At 64.8% G+C, this 19,988-nt stretch carries 18 protein-coding genes; 14 read left to right on the top strand and 4 right to left on the bottom strand.

The window, feature by feature from the left end:
- Positions 1 to 210: 210 nt before the first annotated feature.
- On the bottom strand, positions 211 to 2,007 hold the full coding sequence (locus tag K323_RS24580) for a DUF6398 domain-containing protein (protein ID WP_022884453.1): 1,797 nt from the start codon (positions 2,005 to 2,007) through the stop codon (positions 211 to 213).
- A gap of 95 nt (positions 2,008 to 2,102) precedes the next feature.
- Here K323_RS24580 and K323_RS0106360 point away from each other — a divergent pair, with 95 nt between their 5' ends.
- The 10 genes from K323_RS0106360 to K323_RS0106315 all read left to right on the top strand — a co-directional run bounded on the left by K323_RS0106360 (position 2,103) and on the right by K323_RS0106315 (position 10,108).
- A complete protein-coding gene (locus K323_RS0106360) occupies positions 2,103 to 2,369 on the top strand; it encodes a hypothetical protein (RefSeq protein ID WP_157509367.1) in 267 nt (88 codons plus the stop codon).
- Positions 2,366 to 2,818, top strand: coding sequence for a type II toxin-antitoxin system VapC family toxin (locus K323_RS24575; protein ID WP_022884451.1), 453 nt, complete (start codon positions 2,366 to 2,368; stop codon positions 2,816 to 2,818). Before K323_RS0106360 ends, K323_RS24575 begins: the two co-directional genes overlap by 4 nt.
- 245 nt (positions 2,819 to 3,063) lie before the next feature.
- A complete protein-coding gene (rplJ, locus tag K323_RS0106350; protein WP_022884450.1) occupies positions 3,064 to 3,579 on the top strand; it encodes a 50S ribosomal protein L10 in 516 nt (171 codons plus the stop codon).
- 50 nt (positions 3,580 to 3,629) lie between these two features.
- Positions 3,630 to 4,013: a 50S ribosomal protein L7/L12 gene (gene rplL, locus K323_RS0106345; protein ID WP_022884449.1), complete on the top strand. Its 384-nt coding sequence runs from the start codon at positions 3,630 to 3,632 to the stop codon at positions 4,011 to 4,013.
- A 335-nt stretch (positions 4,014 to 4,348) separates the two neighbouring features.
- Positions 4,349 to 4,489, top strand: coding sequence for a hypothetical protein (locus K323_RS29760; protein ID WP_022884448.1), 141 nt, complete (start codon positions 4,349 to 4,351; stop codon positions 4,487 to 4,489).
- A 110-nt stretch (positions 4,490 to 4,599) separates the two neighbouring features.
- Complete coding sequence (locus tag K323_RS24570) at positions 4,600 to 5,079, top strand: MarR family winged helix-turn-helix transcriptional regulator (protein WP_022884447.1); 480 nt, start codon at positions 4,600 to 4,602, stop codon at positions 5,077 to 5,079.
- 28 nt (positions 5,080 to 5,107) lie between these two features.
- Positions 5,108 to 6,355 carry an MFS transporter gene (locus tag K323_RS0106330; protein ID WP_022884446.1) on the top strand — a complete coding sequence of 416 codons (1,248 nt, stop codon included), beginning with the start codon at positions 5,108 to 5,110 and terminating at the stop codon, positions 6,353 to 6,355.
- 184 nt (positions 6,356 to 6,539) lie between these two features.
- Positions 6,540 to 7,862, top strand: coding sequence for an ABC transporter substrate-binding protein (locus K323_RS0106325; RefSeq protein ID WP_022884445.1), 1,323 nt, complete (start codon positions 6,540 to 6,542; stop codon positions 7,860 to 7,862).
- A gap of 153 nt (positions 7,863 to 8,015) precedes the next feature.
- Positions 8,016 to 9,149 (top strand): carbohydrate ABC transporter permease, encoded by a 1,134-nt coding sequence (locus tag K323_RS0106320; protein ID WP_022884444.1) that lies wholly within the window; start codon positions 8,016 to 8,018, stop codon positions 9,147 to 9,149.
- Positions 9,146 to 10,108 (top strand): carbohydrate ABC transporter permease, encoded by a 963-nt coding sequence (locus K323_RS0106315; RefSeq protein ID WP_022884443.1) that lies wholly within the window; start codon positions 9,146 to 9,148, stop codon positions 10,106 to 10,108. The genes K323_RS0106320 and K323_RS0106315 overlap by 4 nt, the downstream gene beginning before the upstream one ends.
- A 23-nt stretch (positions 10,109 to 10,131) precedes the next feature.
- On the opposite strand, the gene K323_RS0106310 is transcribed toward K323_RS0106315, so the two are convergent.
- Positions 10,132 to 10,425: a hypothetical protein gene (locus K323_RS0106310; protein WP_022884442.1), complete on the bottom strand. Its 294-nt coding sequence runs from the start codon at positions 10,423 to 10,425 to the stop codon at positions 10,132 to 10,134.
- A gap of 157 nt (positions 10,426 to 10,582) precedes the next feature.
- On the opposite strand from K323_RS0106310, the gene K323_RS30670 reads away from it, so the two are divergent.
- Together K323_RS30670 and K323_RS0106300 are read left to right on the top strand one after the other, a co-directional pair.
- Positions 10,583 to 13,531 (top strand): helix-turn-helix transcriptional regulator, encoded by a 2,949-nt coding sequence (locus K323_RS30670; RefSeq protein ID WP_022884441.1) that lies wholly within the window; start codon positions 10,583 to 10,585, stop codon positions 13,529 to 13,531.
- Between the two features lie 18 nt (positions 13,532 to 13,549).
- The gene (locus K323_RS0106300) at positions 13,550 to 15,484 is read left to right on the top strand and encodes an ABC transporter ATP-binding protein (RefSeq protein ID WP_026851319.1); all 1,935 of its coding nucleotides are present in this window, start codon (positions 13,550 to 13,552) and stop codon (positions 15,482 to 15,484) included.
- A gap of 20 nt (positions 15,485 to 15,504) precedes the next feature.
- Here K323_RS0106300 and K323_RS0106295 read toward each other — a convergent pair whose 3' ends face one another.
- Both K323_RS0106295 and K323_RS0106290 read right to left on the bottom strand, forming a co-directional pair.
- The gene (locus tag K323_RS0106295; protein ID WP_022884439.1) at positions 15,505 to 16,191 is read right to left on the bottom strand and encodes a DUF305 domain-containing protein; all 687 of its coding nucleotides are present in this window, start codon (positions 16,189 to 16,191) and stop codon (positions 15,505 to 15,507) included.
- A 4-nt stretch (positions 16,192 to 16,195) separates the two neighbouring features.
- The gene (locus tag K323_RS0106290; protein ID WP_022884438.1) at positions 16,196 to 16,882 is read right to left on the bottom strand and encodes a thioredoxin-like domain-containing protein; all 687 of its coding nucleotides are present in this window, start codon (positions 16,880 to 16,882) and stop codon (positions 16,196 to 16,198) included.
- Between the two features lie 353 nt (positions 16,883 to 17,235).
- Between K323_RS0106290 and K323_RS0106285 the strand changes: the two genes are divergently transcribed.
- Positions 17,236 to 18,600, top strand: coding sequence for a cystathionine beta-synthase (locus K323_RS0106285; RefSeq protein WP_022884437.1), 1,365 nt, complete (start codon positions 17,236 to 17,238; stop codon positions 18,598 to 18,600).
- A 36-nt stretch (positions 18,601 to 18,636) separates the two neighbouring features.
- A complete protein-coding gene (locus tag K323_RS0106280; protein ID WP_022884436.1) occupies positions 18,637 to 19,791 on the top strand; it encodes a cystathionine gamma-synthase in 1,155 nt (384 codons plus the stop codon).
- Positions 19,792 to 19,988: the final 197 nt, after the last annotated feature.

The following is a 19,988-nucleotide window of genomic DNA, read 5'->3' as shown; positions in this document are numbered from 1 at the left end:
CGGCTGAGACGGTCTTCGTGGTTGGTTTTGGTGCTCGTACGGGGCGCTCGGCGCGTGACATCTGACTCCTGCTGGTAATTGACAACAGTCAACTATATAAATCTAGTGGACACTTGTCAACTACTTTGCCGTCGACTTGTCGACGCGTGCGCCCCAGGTGTCGCCTCATCACGGTCGCAGGCGACACAAAGGGCGCACGGGCAGGCGCCGTCAGGTCACGTCATGCTGATCTCGGAACCGGATGACCAGCTCACGAGTGTCTGCCAGGAGCAATGCCGCGTCGCCGAGTTCTCGCCCACCGGCGAACTCGTCGGCGCCGATGGCTCGGAGCATGGGGTCGGCGCGCGCCGCGACATTGGGGCCGACGCCCAACCGGGCGGTAATGTCCTTGACCCGCACCTCACCGGGATCGCCGAGAAAAAAGTCGTTCGCTCGACCAATGATCACGCAGACGGCCGCTGCCGTGGTGTGCGCTCGCGCCTTGCCGCGGAACACGGCCGGGTCGGCCGTCGCGACGCGGTGAACAAACCGGCGGCACGCGGTTCGAAACTCGACGTCGAAGAATTCGTCGCTGCATCCGTCAACGAGTGTGACCACCTCGCCGACCTTGTCGTGGATATCGCTCGGCAGGCCGTCCCAGTCGAATGGTTCGTTCGGAAGCGGAATCGTGTCGATCTCGTCAAGCGCGCGCCTGCTGCCCACCATCGCCAGGGCGAAGTTGGTGAGGAGGTCCTCGTCGGTGATCAGGCCGCCGGACAGCCAGCCGTTCTCCACACCCAGTCGCGGACCACCTCCGGAGACCAGCTGCTCAAGGATTGCCTCCGCGTCTTGAGGCTGAGAACGGATGGCGCCATGGAAGTCGGACTCGAATTCGTCAACCGCCGCGAGAGTCTGCAGAGTGAGATCAGCAGAGATGCCACGTGCGGCATGAGAGAACCTGACGAATGCGCGGAGCAGATCGGGCGTCTTGGTGAGGAAGTCGACCGGTCCCACCACCTTCCTCGGCATCCAGCCCAACACGATCTCCGCAGAGACGGGGCTCCAGCGGAGCGGGTCGCCAGGGCCGTAGTCGGTGCCGAACCAGAGAATCGACTCGAGAAGCGACCGATGGTCGTCGTCATCGAGTCGGCGGCCGAACTCTGAGTCGAAGAAGTCGTCGGTCAGTTCGGCCAACTGCTTGGCACTCCACTCCGGGCGCTCGTACTCCTTCCCACCCTCTGGCAACTTCGACACGATCCATTCGACCAGCGGTCGACAGGCAGGCCAGGTCTCTGTCTCGAACGGAGGAAAGGTGATGGAACCCTTGAAGGTGGCCTCGGTGATCCGGGTTCTGGCATCAGCGAACGAGAGTTCCCGAATTTCTGTGTCGTCCGAGTTGTCGATCTCAGCCCATCTGGCGATCACGTCTTCGACGGGCAAATCGAGAACGAATGCGTCTTTCACGACTGTTCCGAGGTTGTGGTCGATGTAGATCATGATGCTGAGTTCGCGGTCGTTCGGAAGGTGAACTCCGATGCAGACGTTGTCGCCGTCGCGCAGCACGTGGAGCATTTCCACGATCCTGTGGGGCTCGGCCTGCTCGAGCCGTAGCGTCCAGCCGGGAATCGGGAGCTTCCTTTCTGCGACGGAGCGGCGAATGCGTTCGGCCAGGAGTTCGTCGGGCGTCATCGCTTCGATCACCTTGAGCAGGGCATCCGTTTGGCGCAGTCCCACGTCCATGAAGCTGTCGCACAGCTCCGTGAGGGAGATGCCGAGCTCCTCGGGGTCGGCCCTTGCGGCAGGGTGTCCCTTCTGTCGTTCGTCGAGTGCGGCCATGATCGAGCTGGCCTGGGCGAGAAGGGCGAACGGATGCGGCTGGCGCAGGGCGTCGTCGAGACCGGCAAGCAGATCCAACTCCGGCAGCTCATCTTCGCCTGGCACCGCGGCGAGGCGCGGAGGCACTGAGGAAGGCTTGCGGGTGCTCGTGCGATGCGGGGCGCGGTTCTTCGGGCGCTTCTTCGAAGTCATCGTTCCAGCGTAAACGCCCGTCGCGGGAGGATGCCAGTTCTCTCTGAACCCATATAACCAGTCGGTGCAGGACATGCACATGCTACTGTATGTGCATGGCTACTCTTGATCGCCGGGTGCAGGTGCTGTTCGATCCCGCGCGCTACGCCGCGTTGGAAGCTGAGGCCGCGGCTGAGCGGCAAAGCGTTGCAGCCGTCATTCGGGAAGCCGTCGATGAGCGCCTTGCCCGGCGGCGACAATCTCGGCAAGAAATAGTAGAGAGGCTGTTCGCTCGAGCAGATGCTCACGCCGATTCCCGTCCCATCGACTGGGAAGAGGAAAAGGAGTCATTCGAGCGTGAATACCTGCGCGACCTGCCGTGACTGAACAGGCGATCCTGCTGGACAGTGCGATTGCTATTTATGCGCTTGGTGAGGACCACCGCTACCGCGACGTCTGCCGCGGTGTAATGAATGCAGCCGCGAAGGGCGCCTTTAGGCCGTATGCCAGCGTGGAGATGATTCAGGAACTCGTGCATCATCGCTTACGGCGTACCGGAGACAGGTCCCTCGCAGCCGCAGACGGGAGAGACGTTTCCGCGGTTTGCACGCTCTTGAATTTTGATCGCGAGGTTCTTGACCTGAGCATGAGTCTCATCGAACGAATTCCGACGATTCGTGGGCGCGATGCGGTCCACGCCGCGTCCGCACTCGTCTACGGTATTGAGCGCATCGTCTCGCCCGACCGCGCCTTTGACGGGATACCAGGGCTGACGCGAGTCGACCCGGCCGATTTCGAGCAGACGCTCGCGAGCTCGCCCCTCAATCAGTGACGGACGTGACTGATCGATTTGCACGCTGTGCGTCGCATCCGGTAGCGTGTGACAAAGCCAAAGACCGCCGGTTATTGCCGTGCTCAGAAATGAGAACGGCAATCGAAGGTTCATTCACGTGAACGGCCCGCGCAGGATTCGAAGTAAAGCGCAGTGAAAGCTGCTCCCAGCTCCGGCCCTGTGCCGGAGCTTTTTTCATGTCTGCGCCAGGGGCTACCGGCACATGAAAACATTTGAGGAGCGCCATGGCGAACAAGGAAGCATCGGTCGCCGAGCTGCAGGAGAAATTCCAGAGCTCGACCGCCGTTCTGCTCACCGAGTACCGCGGACTCACTGTTTCCCAGCTCAAGGAGCTGCGGAAGTCCATCAGTGGGGACGCCACGTACGCCGTGGTAAAGAACACGCTGACCAAGATCGCGGCGAACAATGCCGGCATCAGCTCGTTTGACGACGAGCTTGTCGGACCGTCTGCAATCGCCTTTGTACACGGTGACCCTGTCGCCGTCGCGAAGACCCTGCGTGACTTTGCCAAGGCAAACCCTTTTCTGGTGATCAAGAGCGGTTACTTCGACGGTAACCCGCTCTCCGCCGCAGAGGTAGGCAAGCTCGCCGACCTCGAGTCCCGTGAAGTTCTGCTCGGCAAGCTTGCCGGCGCCTTCAAGGCCTCGCTGTTCGGAGCCGCATATCTGTTCAACGCACCGCTGTCGAAGGCCGTTCGCACGGTCGATGCGCTGCGTGAGAAGCAGGAGTCCGCGAACTAGGCATCAGCCCAGTACCGCGGTGAGTAATTTCAACAACTAAGGAGAACATCATGGCAAAGCTTTCAACGGAAGAGCTGCTTGAGCAGTTCAAGGGCCTGACCCTGATCGAGCTCAGCGAGTTCGTCAAGGCATTCGAGGAGACCTTCGAGGTCACCGCCGCCGCACCGGTTGCTGCCGCAGCCGCTGCCGGCCCTGCCGCCGCCGCAGAAGAGGTCGAGGAGAAGGATTCCTTCGACGTCGTCCTCGAGACGGTCGGCGACAAGAAGATCCAGGTCATCAAGGTTGTGCGCGAGCTCACCAGCCTCGGCCTGGGCGAAGCAAAGGCAGTCGTCGACGGTGCACCAAAGGCCGTCCTCGAAGGTGCCACCAAGGAAACCGCCGAAAAGGCGAAGGCTGCTCTCGAAGAGGCAGGCGCCAGCGTCACCCTCAAGTAGTCGAGGCCCCGAGAGGGGTTCTTGCTTGAGGCGTGATCGGCTTATGTCGTCTTTTCGACAGCCACACGCAGTGATCGCGGTTTCCTTGGGTTGAGATTCGGTTTGTCCGAATCTTCCCCGAGTTATCCGCGTTCCGAGGGCGTCGCCCCCGTAACGGGGCGGCGCCCTTGCGGCGTTTAAGCCCCCGTTCCGGCTGGGCTCATTTTTGGCAAGTGCGGATGCTCGGTTCCTGCCGCGCGGCATCCGTCGCACGGTTCACACCCTGTGTCACTTTGGTGCGCCATTTTGGCGCGCTCACCCGTGCAACGGGGCACGCATGCAGAAATGAATCCACCATGAACAACCCCACCCGCTGGCGACGATTCGCCAGCTCACTGCGGCACCTGTTGGTTGCCGCGCTCACGACGGACTCGGCCCCACGGGCCGCGCACCCGCCGAATACCGATTCGCTCGGTGCGCACTGGAACTTCCGGTGACCACGCACTGAGCATAAGCAGAACGGCCGGCCCGGCTCATACCGGGCCGGCCGTTCTCGAATCTCGCCCCATAGTGTCGCATACATAGCCTGGCTATGTAGAATTGCAGCATGCCCACCGATCACAGCACGCTCACCGACCTCCACCGCCTTCTCGGCGACCTGGTCTCCGTCAACAACCGCCTCACCAGGGTCGCTGCTCGTGCGGCTGGCGGCGGCACAGAGTCGCCAGCCGTCTGGCGAACGCTGAGCGTGCTCATCAGTTCCGGCCCGATGCGGCTCGGCGAGCTCGCAGAACTGAGCCGGGTGTCACAGCCGACCGCGAGCAAACTCGTCGAAAGCCTCGACGCCCGCGGGTGGATCCTCCGCACCGTCGACCCGACGGATGCCAGGGCGAGCCTGGTCGACGTCACCCCGGTCGGAGACGCGGCTCTCGCGCAGTGGCGCAACGAACTGGCCACCGCAATGATGCCCCTCTTCGCCGACCTGCCAGCCGAGGACATCGTCACCCTGCAGCGCGCGGTCGACATCGTGCAGCAACGTGTGGACACGGTTGAAAAGAAGCCGGTTGAACCGAAGAGGGAAGTGTGAGGCAGTGAGTCAGAAGTCGGCAGAATTGATGCCAACCACCTCAACCGACGGGGCAAGCAGCATCCTGCATCAGCCGAAGGCGGTGTGGGCCGTCGCCTTCGCCTGCGTGGTCGCGTTCATGGGGATCGGACTGGTCGACCCGATCTTGCCGGCGATCGCCGCCGACCTGCAGGCAACACCGACAGAGGCGGAACTGCTGTTCACCAGCTACCTGGTGATCACCGGAATCGCGATGTTCTTCACCAGCTGGCTTTCCAGCCGCATCGGCGCCAAGAAGACTCTGCTGATCGGCCTCGCGCTCATCGTGGTGTTCGCCATGGCCGCCGGACTCTCCGGCGATGTCGAGTCGATCATCGGCTTCCGCGCCGGCTGGGGGCTCGGCAACGCCCTCTTCATCTCGACGGCGCTGGCCACCATCGTCGGCGCGGCGGCAGGGGGCACATCGTCGGCCATCATCCTCTACGAGGCCGCCCTCGGAATCGGGTTGGCTATCGGTCCGCTGGCGGGCGGGCTTCTCGGCAGCATCAGCTGGCGTGGCCCGTTCTTCGGCACCGCAACCCTCATGGCCGTCGGGTTCATCGCCATCGTCACGCTGCTGAAGACCGAGGGGCCGAAGCCCGTTCCGACCCGGGTCTCCGCGCCGTTCCGCGCCCTGGCCAGGCCGGCCCTCGGCATCCTCGCCGCCGCAGCACTGTTCTACAACATCGGCTTCTTCGTGCTGCTCGCTTATACACCGTTCGCCCTCGTGCCCCTCGGCCTCTCCAGCGCCATCACCCTCGGCTTCATCTTCTTCGGCTGGGGACTCTCGGTGGCCGTCACCAGCGTGTGGGTCGCTCCCGTTCTCACCAGAAGGATGCCGCGCACGCGCGTTCTGTGGCTCGTGATGCCGTTGCTCGCAGCCGACCTCGTTGCCCTTGCGCTGCTGATCGACTCGGCCGTCGGCTTGATCACCTGCGTCGTGATCGGCGGGACGTTACTCGGTGTGCTGAACACGGTGCTCACCGAGTGTGTGATGGAGGCGACGGACCTGCCTCGGTCGGTGGCGTCATCCGCTTATTCGGGGGTGCGTTTCCTGGGCGGCGCAATCGCACCTCCTGCGGCGACCCTGCTGGCCGAAGGCCTCTCGCCCGCGGCGCCTTTCTATGCCGGCGCGGCATCCGTTCTCATCGCCGTGGTGATCGTCGTGGTGGGCAATCGTCACCTGCGCGCGGCGGACGGCCACAAAGAGACGTCACTGGAATCGGCGGAAGTGCTCGCGGTCGCCGACGCGAACTGAGTCGCCCTGCCCCACGCCTGCGCTCTGGACCGATAACGATTTGGCAAATACCGATGGTGATTGTGCCGCGGTGCTTGCCGACGTCTTGCGGCGCCCCTAAGTTGAGACTGTAAACGCTTGCTCACCCAGAGCCGCCCCGGCTGCTAGCGTGGGAGCGCTTTCACGATCTCAACGAGGAGGAATAATGCGGTCATCCCTGCATCGACGTTTCACAGCACCTATCGCGATTGCGGCGGTCGCCGGCCTTGCCCTGGCTGGTTGTTCCGGCGGTCCGGGCAGCACAGGCGGCGGAGAAGCCGGCGCGGCCGGAGACGGTGAAGTCACCGTGTACGGCACGATCGCCGATACCGAGGCCGAACTCCTCGAAGAATCCTGGGCAGACTGGGAAAAAGAAAACGACATCGACATCAAGTACGAGGCGTCGAAGGAGTTCGAGGCCCAGATCTCGATTCGCGCGCAGGGCGGCAACGCTCCAGACCTCGCCATCTTCCCGCAGCCTGGCCTGTTGGCCGACCTCGCCAGCCGCGACTATCTGAAGCCGGCGCCGGAGGGCGTTGAAGCCAACGTCGACGAGGGCTGGTCAGAAGACTGGAAGGCCTACGGCACAGTCGGCGACACCTTCTACGGTGCGCCGCTGATGGCCAGCGTCAAGGGCTTCGTCTGGTATTCACCGGCGAAGTTCACGGAATGGGGCGTCGAGGTCCCTGAGACCTGGGATGACCTCCTCGCGGTGACCAAGACCATCCAGGAGAAGACCGGGGCAGCCCCGTGGTGCGCCGGCTTCGGCTCCGGTGAGGCCACCGGTTGGCCGGGAACGGACTGGGTCGAAGACCTGGTCCTGCGCCAGGCGGGCCCTGAGGTCTACGACCAGTGGGTGTCAAACGAGATTCCGTTCACCGACCCCCAGATCAAGTCCGCGTTCGACGCGACCGGCGAGATCCTGCTGAACCCGGCGTACGTGAACGCCGGATTCGGTGACGTCGCCTCGATCAACAGCACCGAGTTCGCTGACGTTGCCACACCGATCTCAGACGGAACTTGCGCGCTGACCCACCAGGCGTCGTTCTTCGACGGCTTCATCACGGATGCCGGTGGCACCGTCGGCCCTGACGCTGACGTGTGGGCGTTCATCACCCCGGCGGTTGAAGCTGGCGGCCAGGCGGTCACCGGCGGCGGCGAGATCGTCGGCGCATTCTCCGACGATGAAGACACCCAGAAGGTGCAGGAGTACCTCTCGAGTGCAGACTGGGCGAACAGCAGAGTCTCCCTCGGCGGTGTGATCAGCGCCAACAAGGGCCTCGACCCGAAGAACGCGCAGAGCCCGATCCTTCAGGAGGCCATTTCCATCCTGCAGGACGACAAGACGGTGTTCCGTTTTGACGCCTCCGACCTGATGCCCGGCGCCGTCGGTGCCGGAACCTTCTGGAAGGGCATGGTCAACTGGATCAACGGCACCCCGACCGATGAGGTGCTGACCGCCATCGAAGCCGGCTGGCCGTCTGAGTAGAACAGAGCACCAACCGAACCGGCTGTGGGCCGCGCGAGCAATCGGGCGGCCCACAGCCCTCGGCTGGTGTACGGTTTCGATAACTCCGGGCCACAGGAGCCAATCCGCTGAGTCCACCGTCCTGAGTCCACCGTCGTACTCGAGAGGCATCACATGTCAGCCTTCTTCACCTGGTTAGCCGGTCTCCCGCCGCTGGCCCAGGTTCCGATCGTCATCCTCGTCTTCGCGGTGGTGGTCGCGGCCATCCTCTTCTTCGTCGAGATCGCCCCGCGCTCTGGCCGCATCTACACGATCATCCGTCTAGCGGTGTGCATCCTGGGGCCACTGGCCATCCTGCTCATCGTCGGTTCGTACTGGTGGGCCGCCGCAGCGGCGGCCGTGCTTGGCGGGGTGTTCTTCCTCCTCGACTACCGCTCGAAGCAGGGCGCGGGCTATCTCTTCCAGTTGTTCGGCTTCCTGGGGCCGGCCGTGCTGCTCCTGACGCTCGGACTGATTCTTCCGTCGATCCAGACGATTGTGCAGTCGATGATGAACTCGCGCGGCGAACGTTTTGTGGGGTTCGAGAACTTCATCTGGATCTTCACCCAGCCAGAGGCGATTCGCACTGTGGGGAACACCATCATCTGGGTGCTGGTCGCGCCGATCGTCTCAACGATCGCCGGCCTCGCCTACGCCGTGTTCATCGACAAGAGTCGTGGCGAGAAGTACTTCAAGATCCTGGTGTTCATGCCGATGGCGATCTCATTCGTCGGAGCATCCATCATCTGGCGCTTCGTGTACACGGCTCGCCCGGCGGAGCAGAACCAGATCGGCCTGCTCAACCAGGTGGTCGTGTGGTTCGGCGGGGAGCCGGTCAGCTTCCTCGCGGTCGAACCCTGGAACACCTTCTTCCTGATAGTGGTGCTGATCTGGGTGCAGACCGGTTTTGCCATGGTCATCCTGTCTGCCGCCATCAAGGGTGTCCCGACCGAGCAGGTCGAGGCGGCAGAGCTCGACGGAACCAACGGCTGGCAGCGCTTCACCAATGTCACGGTCCCCGGCATCCGGAGTTCGCTGATCGTGGTGCTGACCACCATCTCGATCGCCTCGCTGAAGGTGTTCGACATCGTGCGCACCATGACCGCCGGTGCAAACGACACCAGCGTCATCGCCAATGAGATGTACACCCAGTTCAAGAACTTCGAACAGGGACGGTCGGCTGCATTTGCCGTTGTGCTGTTCCTGCTGGTGTTGCCGATCGTGGTCTACAACGCGAGACAGATCAAGAAGCAGAGGGAGATCCGATGAGCGCCGTCGTACCCGTCGAGCTGCCCATCGACGCTGACACCGAGAAGCAACTGCGTCGTGGTGAAGACTCAGCGCCTCGGCGCACCAAGAGACGGCTGACCAGCCGTGGCGCGACGATTGCCGCGCTGCTCATTGCCGTTCTCTGGACCGTGCCGACCTTCGGCCTTTTCGTCTCGTCGTTTCGTCCTGCCCAGCAGGTGCGCACCACCGGGTGGTGGACGATCTTCGAGAACTGGGGATTCACCTTCGACAACTATGGCGAGGTGCTGAAGGCCGGCAACAGCCAGATCGACCTCGCCGGGGCCTTCATCAACTCGATCGCGATCACCCTCCCGGCGACCCTGATCCCGCTGATGATCGCCAGCCTGGCGGCCTACGCGTTCGCCTGGATCGACTTCCGGGGCAAAGACATCATGTTCATCGCGGTGTTCGCTCTGCAGATCGTGCCGATCCAGATGGTGCTTGTGCCTCTGCTGCAGTACTTCTCGCGAGGCGAGCTCTTCGGTTTTCCGGTCGTGGAATCGCTGACCGAGGGCGGCGGTTACGCGCAGGTCTGGATCGCGCACACCATGTTCGCGCTGCCTCTGGCAATCTTCCTGCTGCACAACTTCGTCTCCGAGATTCCGCGTGAGGTCATCGAAGCCGCGCGCGTGGACGGTGCAGGCCACGGGCAGATCTTCTTCCGGATCATCATCCCGCTGACGATGCCGTCCCTCGCCGCCTTCGCGATCTTCCAGTTCCTCTGGGTCTGGAACGACCTGCTGGTGGCGTTGGTCTTCGCCGATGGCGCCGTAGCACCGATGACCAAGCTGCTCGCCGAGATCACCGGCACCAGGGGCCAGGACTGGCACCTGCTCACGGCCGGAGCGTTCATCTCGATCCTGGTTCCGCTGATCGTGTTCTTCGCCCTGCAGCGGTACTTCGTGCGCGGCCTGCTGGCCGGGTCGACCAAGGGGTAGACGCCGGGCAGAGACCCGATCGTTCAGTGCTCCGGCAGCCAGGACTCACTGGCACCGCACCCAGGACTCACTGTTTCGTTACTCAGGGCGGTGCGGTGACCCATGCCCCCGGTGAGATCGTCGCAGCGTACGAACTGCGGACCGATCCACGTCAGGAAGCAGTGCCGTGAGTCCTGCTGCACAACGGGCTGCTGAGGCTTTCCCGGGTCTTGCATCGCTGCAGCGGGAGCGACGCCGGTGCCGGCGAGGATGGAGACCGCGAATGCGGCAACCATCCAGCGACCGGCGGACGGTCGTGGGGAGAGAGCGTGAGACATGGTCGTACCTTCCAGCAAAGTGAGGCGGGACGGAACCTGACCTCTTCACTGTGTGCCGGGCAACCCGGCCACCGCATCGGGCGCACCCCCTCAGACTGACGGGAAAAATCCTCAGATTCGCCCGGTCGACGAGTCGGATCGGTGGGAAACTGGCACCATGACCACACGCCCAGGCGTGATCGGGCCGGTTCTCGTGGGACGCACCGGGGAGCTGGGCGTCGTCAGCGCGCTCCTCAATCGCGCCGCAGCCGGCGAAGCGGGGGCGATGTTGATCTTTGGGGATGCGGGAGTCGGCAAGACCACCCTCGTGCAGCGAGCCTGCGCGAGCGCTGGCTCTTCCGCACTGGTGCTCTTCGGAGCCTGCCTGCCGTTGACCTCCATGACGGTCCCCTTCCTCGCGATCCGCTCGGCCGTCAGGGGAGCCAGGAGCGCGGGGATCGCCCTGCCTCCGGTCATCACTCCCGGTGACGCACCCGCCAATGTCCCGATAGCCTTCGACGCCTGGCTCGACGACCTGTGCCGCGATCGGCTTGTGGTTCTGGTGATCGACGACCTGCACTGGACTGACCAGAGCACCCTCGATGTGTTGACCTACCTCCTGGCCGGGCCGGCCGAACGTGGCCTCGCGGTGGTCGTCACGATCCGCAGCGGCGAGGTGAGCGGCGGCCACCCGTTGCAGAACTGGCTGGCCGACATCCGTCGACTGCCCCGAAACGAACAACTGACGCTTGATCCGCTCGATCGTGCCGCCACCGGTGAGCAACTCTCTCACCTGCTGGGTGCACCTCCGCATCAATCGCTGGTGGAAGATGTCTTCACGCACACGCGTGGAAACCCCTACCTCAACCGGCTCGTGGTGAATGACCTCACCCCGAATACGCGGCATCTGCCGCCCGATCTGCCGCCCGACCTGAGATCCGCCGTGTTGCAATCGTGGCGCCGCCTGTCGTCACCCACCCGAGAGCTGACCAGAACGCTGGCCGTCGGCGGCGGCCCGCTCACCGCTGGTGACCTCACCGACGTGACAGGCAGCACCCTCGGCGCCGAGCACGTCGTGCCGCTCCTGGGGGAGGCGGTCGACGCGGGACTGCTCGATGCGGCACGCGATGGCCGCTATTGGTTCCACCACCCGTTGACAGCGGAAGTGCTCGAGCAGACCATGAACGACGTCGATCGCGAACGCTGGCATTCCGCATTCGCCCGCCATTTCGAGAAGCGGGTGACGGATGCCGCCGTGCCGGCCGTCGAGACAATGGTAGCGGTGGCAGAACATCAATTTCGGGCTGGTCACCACGCAGAGGCTTACCGCTGGGCGATCCGCGCCGCCGATGCCGCGGAGTCGGCCGGCGCAACTGCTGAGATGTTGCGCCTTCTGCGTCGAGCTGCCGATCTGAGGCCCGCGCTCTCCACGGCCGATCAGAGCACGCAGGAGCTCTTGACGCGTCTCGCCGCCGCAGCCGGCGCCGCTGGGGCTCACGAAGAGGAGCTCCGAGCGGTCGATGCGTTGCTTGAGCGCTCCGACCCCGGCACACAACCATTGCTCGTGGCCGAGCTGATGGTTCGCCGTATGCATTTGCGGTTCTCGACCGGCCGCTCATTTCTCTCGCCAGACGACATGCGGGAGGCCGTGCGGCTCTCTGGTGTGGAGCCCGCGAGCTGGCAGCATGCCCTCGCCCTGGCCGAGCTGGCCCACGCCGGGATCTGGCAGGACGACGCGGATGCCGCCGAAAACGCGCATCGCGCGCTGGCCCTGGCGCAGGCAGCAGGCAACCCTCGTGCGCTGTCGTACGCGTTGTCAGCCAACTCCATGGTGGTATTCATTGCGGGCCAGAGCCAACAGGCGCTTTCATTCGCGACGGCGGCCGTGGCGGCGGCCGCCCTGGCCCGCGACTACTGGGCCTACTGCCACGCCACGCTGTGGGAAGCCAATGCGCTGGAGATGTGGTCGAGCGGGACGTATGCGGATCACCTCCGGATGCGGAGGGAGCAGCTGGCTGAGTTGGGCGGCCCGCATGCGTACATCGCGATGCTGTCGGCCGACGAAGCCAGCAGCTGGCTCGCGATCGGCGAATGGCGGGAGTGCCTGAGCCGGCTGAGGGTCGCGCTCGGTTCAGATCCCGGACCGTTCGCCGACGTCAGCGCGCGATTGGCTGCCGCTCGGCTCGCCGCCTGGCAGGGGCGCGTGGAGGAGGCACAGGCCCATTTGGCTCGCGCCGACGAGTTGTTCGAGGAGAGCTCGGGCTTTCTCAATTTCACTTTCGACGCGAACCGCGCTGAGGTGCTCCTGGCTGCGAAGGACCCGGCGGCCGCCTTCGATGCGGCGATGGCTGGCGCGAACTCACCCGGCGTACCGCCGACGATGTGCGAATGGCTGATGCCGTTGGCGTCTCGTGCCCTGGCCGACCAGGTGCAGGAGTGCAGGGACGCCGGGTGGGACACGGCCGTCCTCCTCGCGCGCGTCGACGACCTGCTGACTCGATTTCCGCATGTGATCAGAGACTTCGGTGAGTCGACCGAGCTCTGGGACCTTCAAATATCCGCTCTGGAAGATATGTACCTGGCCGAGGTCGGCCGCGCCCGCCAGGTCTTGGAGAACGACCTGCAGTGGGTGCGAGCGGCGGATGCCTGCCGCACCGCGATGCTCGCCTGGGAGGAGGTATACGCGTGCTGGCGTGGTGCTGAGGCGCTGCTTCTGCACGGGCATCACCGCGAGCCGGCAGCATCCATTCTTCGTCGAGGTCTTGCGCTCGCCCGCGTACTCGAGGCACGGCCCATCGAACGCGAACTCGAAGCGCTCGCGTTGAGCGCGCGGATCCCCATCGGTGTCTTCACCCATGCGGCGGTACTCGCGTCGAAGCCCACAGGAGAGCTCGCCGAGTTGACCGTTCGTGAACGCGAGATTCTGGACCATGTCATCGCCGGCCGCACCTACGGCGAAATCGCGCGCTCTCTCGTGATCAGTGAAAAGACCGTGAGTTCGCACATCTCCAACCTGCTGCGTAAGACCGGCACCTCAAATCGGATCGACCTCGCACGCCTCGCAATGACGGCAATGGGGCGCAGCGATGCAGCGAGCGGCGACCCTCCGGCCCCGCCCGGCGTTTAGGGTGAACCTATGAGCGGAATGGGCGGACGCGGCGGCGGGGGAGGCGGTCGCGGCGGTGGCGGCGGCGGCCGAATCAGTGGCGGCGGCGGCCGAATCAGTGGCGGCGACGTGGACGCCCAGCGGGCGGCCAATGCCGAAGCCCCGCGCATCCCGAACCTGCTTGGACGCATTGCCCAATTGTTCCGGCCACACCGCAAGGCGCTCATCGTCACCGTTGTGCTGGTGCTCATCGGTGCCGCGCTGTCCGTCATCCCGCCGCTGATCACCCAGCGGGCGTTCGATGAGGGGCTCTTCCCGCCGGGTGGGAAACCGAACCTGCCCGTTCTGGCCACACTGGTCGGCCTGATGCTGATCGTCTTCATCGGCTCTGCGCTGCTCGGTGTCTGGCAGACCTGGCTCACGGCGACAGTCGGCAACAAGGTCATGGGCGCCCTGCGCGTGCGGTTGTTCACCCACCTGCAGGCGATGGAACTGAGCTTCTTCACCCGCACCAAGACGGGCATCATCCAGTCGAGGTTGCAGAACGACGTCGGTGGCGTCGCGAGCGTGCTCACCAACACGATCTCCAGCATCCTGGGCAACACCGTCACCGTGATCGCGGCATTCGTCGCCATGATCCTGCTGGACTGGAAGCTCACCATCGTCGCCGTCATCCTGATGCCGATCCTGGTGATCGCGCAGCGGCGCGTCGGCCAGGTACGCGCCCGAATCGCCACGAAGACGCAGGAATCGCTCTCCGACATGACGGCGATCACGCAGGAGACGCTGAGCGTGTCCGGCATCCTGCTGTCGAAGAGCTTCACCAGGCAGAAGACCGAGATCGGCCGCTACGCCGACGAGAATGCCAACCAGGTGCGCCTGCAGGTGAGCCAGCAGATGAGTGGCCAGTGGTTCTTCGCCATGGTGAACATCTTCCTCTCCAGCATCCCGGCCATCGTCTACCTGGTGGCCGGTTGGCTGATGAGCGGTTCGGCGATTGGCGGTGCGGCGACGGATATCACGGCCGGCACGATCGTGGCGTTCACGACGGTGCAGGCCAGGTTGATGTTCCCGCTGCTTGGCCTGATGCGGGTGGCGCTCGATCTGCAGACCTCGAGCGCCCTGTTCGCGCGGATCTTCGAGTACCTCGACCTGAAGCCGGCGATCAGCGACAAGCCGGATGCCGTAGCCGTTCCGCCGAAGAGCGCAGACTCGGGGCGGGTCGAGTTCGACCACGTGACCTTTGCGTATCCAGACGCGACGACCGACTCCCGGCCGACCCTCGACGACGTGTCGTTCACCATCGAGTCTGGCGAGTTCGCGGCTTTCGTGGGGCCATCCGGTGCGGGCAAGACCACGGTGTCGTATCTCATCCCGCGTTTCTACGAGGCGACAAACGGCCGCGTGGTGTTCTCCGGTGTTGACGTGCGCGACCTGGCGCAGGAGTCGCTCGTCTCGCACATCGGCATCGTCAGCCAGGAGACCTATCTCTTCCATGCGACGATCGGTGAGAACCTGCGGTACGCCAAACCGGGGGCGACGGATGCCGAGCTCGAGACCGCGACGCGGGCCGCGAACATCTACAACACCATCGCGAGTTTCCCTGAGAGGTTCGAGACGGTGGTGGGGGAGCGCGGCTACCGCCTCTCCGGAGGCGAGAAACAGCGGATCGCAATTGCGAGGGTGCTACTGAAAGACCCGGAGGTACTGATTCTCGACGAGGCGACGAGCGCTCTCGACGCCATCTCGGAACGGGTCGTTCAGGCGGCGCTCGACACGGCATCCCGAGGCCGAACCACCATTGCGATCGCGCACCGGCTGTCGACGATCGTCGCCGCAGACGTGATCTTCGTTGTCGATGCCGGCCGGGTTGCGGAGCACGGCACCCACGCCGAGTTGCTCGCACGGGGTGGAGTGTACGCGCGGCTCTACTCCGAGCAGATCATGGAGCCGTCGCCCGCCCCTGCCGACTGAGCCTGCGCTCACCTGCTCGCTCAACTGCGCTCGGCGAGCATCCGTTCCATGAGCTCGATCTCGGAGAGCTGGCTCACCACGACGCTGTTCGCGAAGGTCAGCACCGAGGTGTTGCTCGCCCGGTCGAGTACCGCCTCCGCCATCTCCACCGCTCCCTTGTGGTGCGCGATCATCAGCGTCAGGAAGATCCGCTCGGCTTCGACGCCGGAAGCCGCCTTCAACTCGGCGATCTGTTCACCGGTGGCCAAGCCGGGCATCGGATCTCCCTGCTTGTGCTCAGAGTCGTGACTGTGGGCATCCGTCGACCTGCCGGGCCTGGTCATCCAGGTCATCTCGGGTTCTGGACCGGCCTGCGGCAGGCCCCACTCGGTGAGCCAGCCATACAGCTGCCCGGACTGCTGGGCCTGCGTCGTAGCGATGTCGTACCCGAGCAGTCGCACAGCGGGGTCGTCAGTGAGGTCGCGGATGATCATCGCCAGTTCGACGCCCTGGATGTGGTGCACCTGCATGTCGCGGGCGAACCCGGCCTCTGCGCTGGTGTTGCTCGGGTCTGGGTTGTCGAGCATGCTGAGCCGCCCGACGGAGAAGGCGGCAACGCCGACGATGACGGCCGTGACGACGATCGCCAGAATGAGCGGGACGCGGCCGACGCGGCGAGGCGCCGTCGGCACCGGTGCCTCGTGTTGCTCGGCCGCGGGGGTGCTCACTGGCCTAGGTGACCTTGCCGGGTGCGTCGAAGCCGCCGGTGCAGAGCGCGCCGGGCTCCGGCACCTTCTCGCTCTTCCAGTACTCCTCGAAGAACTCGGCGATGCGCGGGTCGTCGGCAGAGTCGACCTGCAGCTGTGCGTTCCAGGCGCTCAGCACGATCGGGGAAGGGATATCGGCGAAGGGCGAGAGGATACTGTACGTCGACGGGAGCTTCGTCTTCAGTGCGTCGAGGTCTTCAGAAGACATGGAGGGGTCGTACGTCACCCACACCGCACCGTGCTCGAGCGCGTGCACGGCGTTCTCATTGGGAACCTGCTCCGTGTAAACGCCGCAGTTCAGCCAGGTGGGGTGGTGTTCACCGCCGGCGGGAGGAGTCTGCGGGTAGGTGACGGGTGTCTCGACATGCCCTGCCCCGTTTTCGAACGTCTCAACGCCCTCGACCGTGGCCCCCCCGCTGCCGGCGTCGTAGCTCGCCTTCTGCGGGGTGAGCACCACTGTCGTCACGACGATGCCGATCACGACGACCGCGGCGACAATGCCGCCGATGAGGCCGATCCTGCGGTTGCGCTTGGCGCGCTTCTGCTGGCGGTGGTATTCCTCCAGCTTCTTGGCGCGCTGCGCGAGGCGCTGCTGCTTGACCGTGAGGTTCTTATTGCCGGACTCAGAGCCGGGCGGCGGGGCAGGGGTCACAGGTGGCCTCTCTCGATAGTGCGCGCTGCGATGAACGCTTGTTCTATACGAACGCATGAGTGCGCCGGGGTCATCCCCGGAACATCGTCTCACGGCGGGTTCACAGCAAGCTGGGAGGCCCGGCGGTTCCGGCAAGGTGACGAGCCCCCATTTCCGGGGGTGTGATCGCGAACGATCGCCCGATGGCCCGACCGAGGTCGCCTCAGGTGTGTGCCCGGCTTCGGTTAGCCGCAGCACATCGGCACTACCACCGCTCTACTCCGGGTGCGCCCGGCGTCGTTTCGGCCGCTTAATCGAATCCGGGGACAGGAGAGGAGGGCCGGGTAGAATCGAGTGTCGTTCGAAGGGGCTCCATGAAGATCGCAGACACCATCCTCGACCTCATCGGCGATACGCCGCTGGTCAAATTGCAGAAGGTCACGGCTGGGCTCTCCGCCACCGTGCTCGTCAAGCTCGAATACCTGAACCCCGGCGGCTCGTCGAAAGACCGCATCGCCACCAGGATCATCGACGCCGCCGAGCGCGACGGCGACCTGTTGCCTGGAGGAACCATCGTCGAGCCCACCTCCGGCAACACCGGGGTCGGCCTGGCGCTCGTCGCGCAGCAACGTGGCTACAAGTGTGTCTTCGTGCTGCCAGACAAGGTGGGCGAAGACAAACGCAACGTGCTCACGGCATATGGCGCCGAGATCGTGGTGACCCCGACATCCGTCGCCCCAGACGACCCTGAGTCGTACTACAGTGTCTCCGATCGGCTTGCCCGTGAGATTCCAGGCGCGTTCAAACCGAACCAGTACGCCAACCCGAACGGCCCGCTCAGCCACTACGAGACCACCGGCCCTGAGATCTGGCGCGACACCGACGGCACCGTCACGCACTTCGTCGCCGGCGTCGGAACCGGCGGCACCATCACCGGCACCGGGCGCTACCTGCGTGAGGTGTCAGGCGACACCGTGCGGATCATCGGGGCAGACCCTGAGGGGTCGGTCTACTCCGGCGGCACCGGCCGGCCGTACCTCGTCGAGGGAGTCGGCGAGGACTTCTGGCCCGGCGCATACGACCCGGCGGTGCCTCACGAGATCATTCCGGTGACGGATGCCGAATCCTTCGCCATGACCCGCCGGCTCGCGCTCGAGGAGGGCATCCTGGTCGGCGGCTCCAGTGGCATGGCCGTCGTGGCGGCCCTGCGTGCAGCCGAAGCGCTCTCGGCTGAGCACACCGTTGTGGTGCTGTTGCCTGACGGTGGGCGAGGCTACCTCGGCAAGATCTTCAACGACGGCTGGATGCGCAGCTACGGTTTCACCAACGCACCGGCCGGTCACACCATCGGTGACCTGCTCGAGTCGAAGACCGGGTCGCTGCCGGCGTTCGTCTACGTGCACCCGGTCGATACCGTGCGCGACGCCATCGAGACGATGACGTCGTCGAGCGTGTCACAGCTGCTGGTGCTGACGACCAAGCCGCCAGTGGTGATGGGGGAGGTTCTCGGTGCGCTCGACGAGCGCAGCCTGATGGAGCGCGTCTTCTCCGGCGAGGCGAAGCTCACCGACAAGGTCAGTTCTGTGGTGGGGGAGTCGCTTCCGCTGATCGGGGTCAACGAGCCCGTCGCCGCCGCGCGTGCCGCTTTCGGGCAGCACGACGCGCTGCTGGTGACAGACGGCGGCAAACCTCTCGGCGTCATCACCCGGCACGACTTGCTCACCTACCTGAGCGCATAGAAGTACAGAATTTCAGAAGGACAGAAGAGGAGCACCATGGCCAGGAAGCAGCACTTCGACACCGCAGCGATTCACGCGGGGCAGGAATTCGACCCGAGAACCGGCGCGGTGATTCCGCCGGTCTACCTCACGTCGACGTTCGTGCAGAAGAGTATCGGGGAGCTGCGCGGCGGCTACGAATACACCAGGGGCGGCAATCCAACCAGGGATTCGCTGCAGACCCTGATCGCCGCGCTCGAGGGTGGGAAGCACGGTCTCTCCTTCGCCAGCGGACTCGCCGCAGAAGACACCCTGCTGCGGGCCGCCCTTTCGCCTGGGGACCACATCGTGATGGGCAATGACGTCTACGGCGGCACCCACCGGTTGATCGAGCGCGTGCATGGGCCATGGGGCATCCGGAACACGGTCGTCGACATGGGTGACCTCCGGGCCGTCGAGAAGGCGATCATTCCGGGCGAGACCAAGCTGCTCTGGCTCGAGACGCCGAGCAACCCGATGATGAAGATCAGCGACATCGCGGAGCTGGCCGAGATCGGTCACCGCGCCGGGCTGATCGTCGTGGTCGACAACACCTTTGCGTCGCCGGCGCTGCAGCGTCCGCTGGTGCATGGGGCAGATGTTGTCGTGCACTCCACGACCAAGTATCTCGGCGGGCACTCTGATGTGCTCGGCGGCGCCCTCGTGATCAACGACGACGAACTCGCAGAGAAGGCGAAGTTCCTTCAGTTCGCGGCCGGACCTGTCTCTGCGCCGCTCGATGCCTGGCTCACCGTGCGCGGCATCAAGACACTGTCGGTGCGGATGGAGCGTCACTGCAGCAATGCGCTGGCCATCGCCCGGCACCTGGACGGGCATCCGGCGATCGACACCGTGTACTACCCCGGGCTTCCGGGCCACCCCGGCCATGCACTCGCCGCGCAGCAGATGAGTGGCTTCGGCGGGATGCTGTCGCTCGCGTTCGCCGGCGGCGCGAAGGCTGCGCGCAAGTTCGCAGAGTCGACGCGGCTGTTCCAGCTGGCCGAGTCGCTCGGTGGAGTCGAGTCGCTGATGAACTACCCGGCCGAGATGACGCACGCGTCGGTGCGCGGAACCGAACTCGAGGTGCCAGACAACATCGTGCGCCTCTCCGTTGGGATCGAAGACGTCGCCGACCTCATCGCCGACCTCGACCGCGCCTTGCCGAAGAAGTAGCCGCCCCCGAAGTAGCCGCCCTTCCCTCAGCGAGAGTCGCCGGTTGCGCCCGGTGTCGCCGCTCCTTCGGCGATTCTCGGCGCATACGGCGACAAGCGGCGACGGTGGGTGGGCGCGACCGGTGCAAACGGCGACGCGCGGCTGAAATGGCGACGCTCGGCGCGGTGTGCTCGGCGGTTCTGCGCCGAGAGTCGCCC

Origin of the sequence: Glaciibacter superstes DSM 21135 (assembly GCF_000421145.1) — a bacterium.
Classification (GTDB): domain Bacteria; phylum Actinomycetota; class Actinomycetes; order Actinomycetales; family Microbacteriaceae; genus Cryobacterium; species Cryobacterium superstes.
The sequence above is the reverse complement of the archived record's forward strand: the minus strand, read 5'-3'. Positions and strand labels throughout refer to the sequence as shown.

What these genes read in the sequence shown, in the direction of transcription:
- K323_RS24570 (WP_022884447.1), top strand. Translation starts at nt 4,600, where the DNA reads ATGCCCACCGATCACAGCACGCTCACCGACCTCCACCGCCTTCTCGGC.
- rplL (WP_022884449.1), top strand. Translation starts at nt 3,630, where the DNA reads ATGGCAAAGCTTTCAACGGAAGAGCTGCTTGAGCAGTTCAAGGGCCTG.
- K323_RS0106280 (WP_022884436.1), top strand. Translation starts at nt 18,637, where the DNA reads ATGGCCAGGAAGCAGCACTTCGACACCGCAGCGATTCACGCGGGGCAG.
- K323_RS29760 (WP_022884448.1), top strand. Translation starts at nt 4,349, where the DNA reads ATGAACAACCCCACCCGCTGGCGACGATTCGCCAGCTCACTGCGGCAC.
- rplJ (WP_022884450.1), top strand. Translation starts at nt 3,064, where the DNA reads ATGGCGAACAAGGAAGCATCGGTCGCCGAGCTGCAGGAGAAATTCCAG.
- K323_RS0106310 (WP_022884442.1), bottom strand. Translation starts at nt 10,425, where the DNA reads ATGTCTCACGCTCTCTCCCCACGACCGTCCGCCGGTCGCTGGATGGTT.
- K323_RS0106330 (WP_022884446.1), top strand. Translation starts at nt 5,108, where the DNA reads ATGCCAACCACCTCAACCGACGGGGCAAGCAGCATCCTGCATCAGCCG.
- K323_RS0106285 (WP_022884437.1), top strand. Translation starts at nt 17,236, where the DNA reads ATGAAGATCGCAGACACCATCCTCGACCTCATCGGCGATACGCCGCTG.
- K323_RS0106300 (WP_026851319.1), top strand. Translation starts at nt 13,550, where the DNA reads ATGGGCGGACGCGGCGGCGGGGGAGGCGGTCGCGGCGGTGGCGGCGGC.
- K323_RS30670 (WP_022884441.1), top strand. Translation starts at nt 10,583, where the DNA reads ATGACCACACGCCCAGGCGTGATCGGGCCGGTTCTCGTGGGACGCACC.
- K323_RS0106360 (WP_157509367.1), top strand. Translation starts at nt 2,103, where the DNA reads ATGGCTACTCTTGATCGCCGGGTGCAGGTGCTGTTCGATCCCGCGCGC.
- K323_RS24580 (WP_022884453.1), bottom strand. Translation starts at nt 2,007, where the DNA reads ATGACTTCGAAGAAGCGCCCGAAGAACCGCGCCCCGCATCGCACGAGC.
- K323_RS0106315 (WP_022884443.1), top strand. Translation starts at nt 9,146, where the DNA reads ATGAGCGCCGTCGTACCCGTCGAGCTGCCCATCGACGCTGACACCGAG.
- K323_RS0106320 (WP_022884444.1), top strand. Translation starts at nt 8,016, where the DNA reads ATGTCAGCCTTCTTCACCTGGTTAGCCGGTCTCCCGCCGCTGGCCCAG.
- K323_RS0106325 (WP_022884445.1), top strand. Translation starts at nt 6,540, where the DNA reads ATGCGGTCATCCCTGCATCGACGTTTCACAGCACCTATCGCGATTGCG.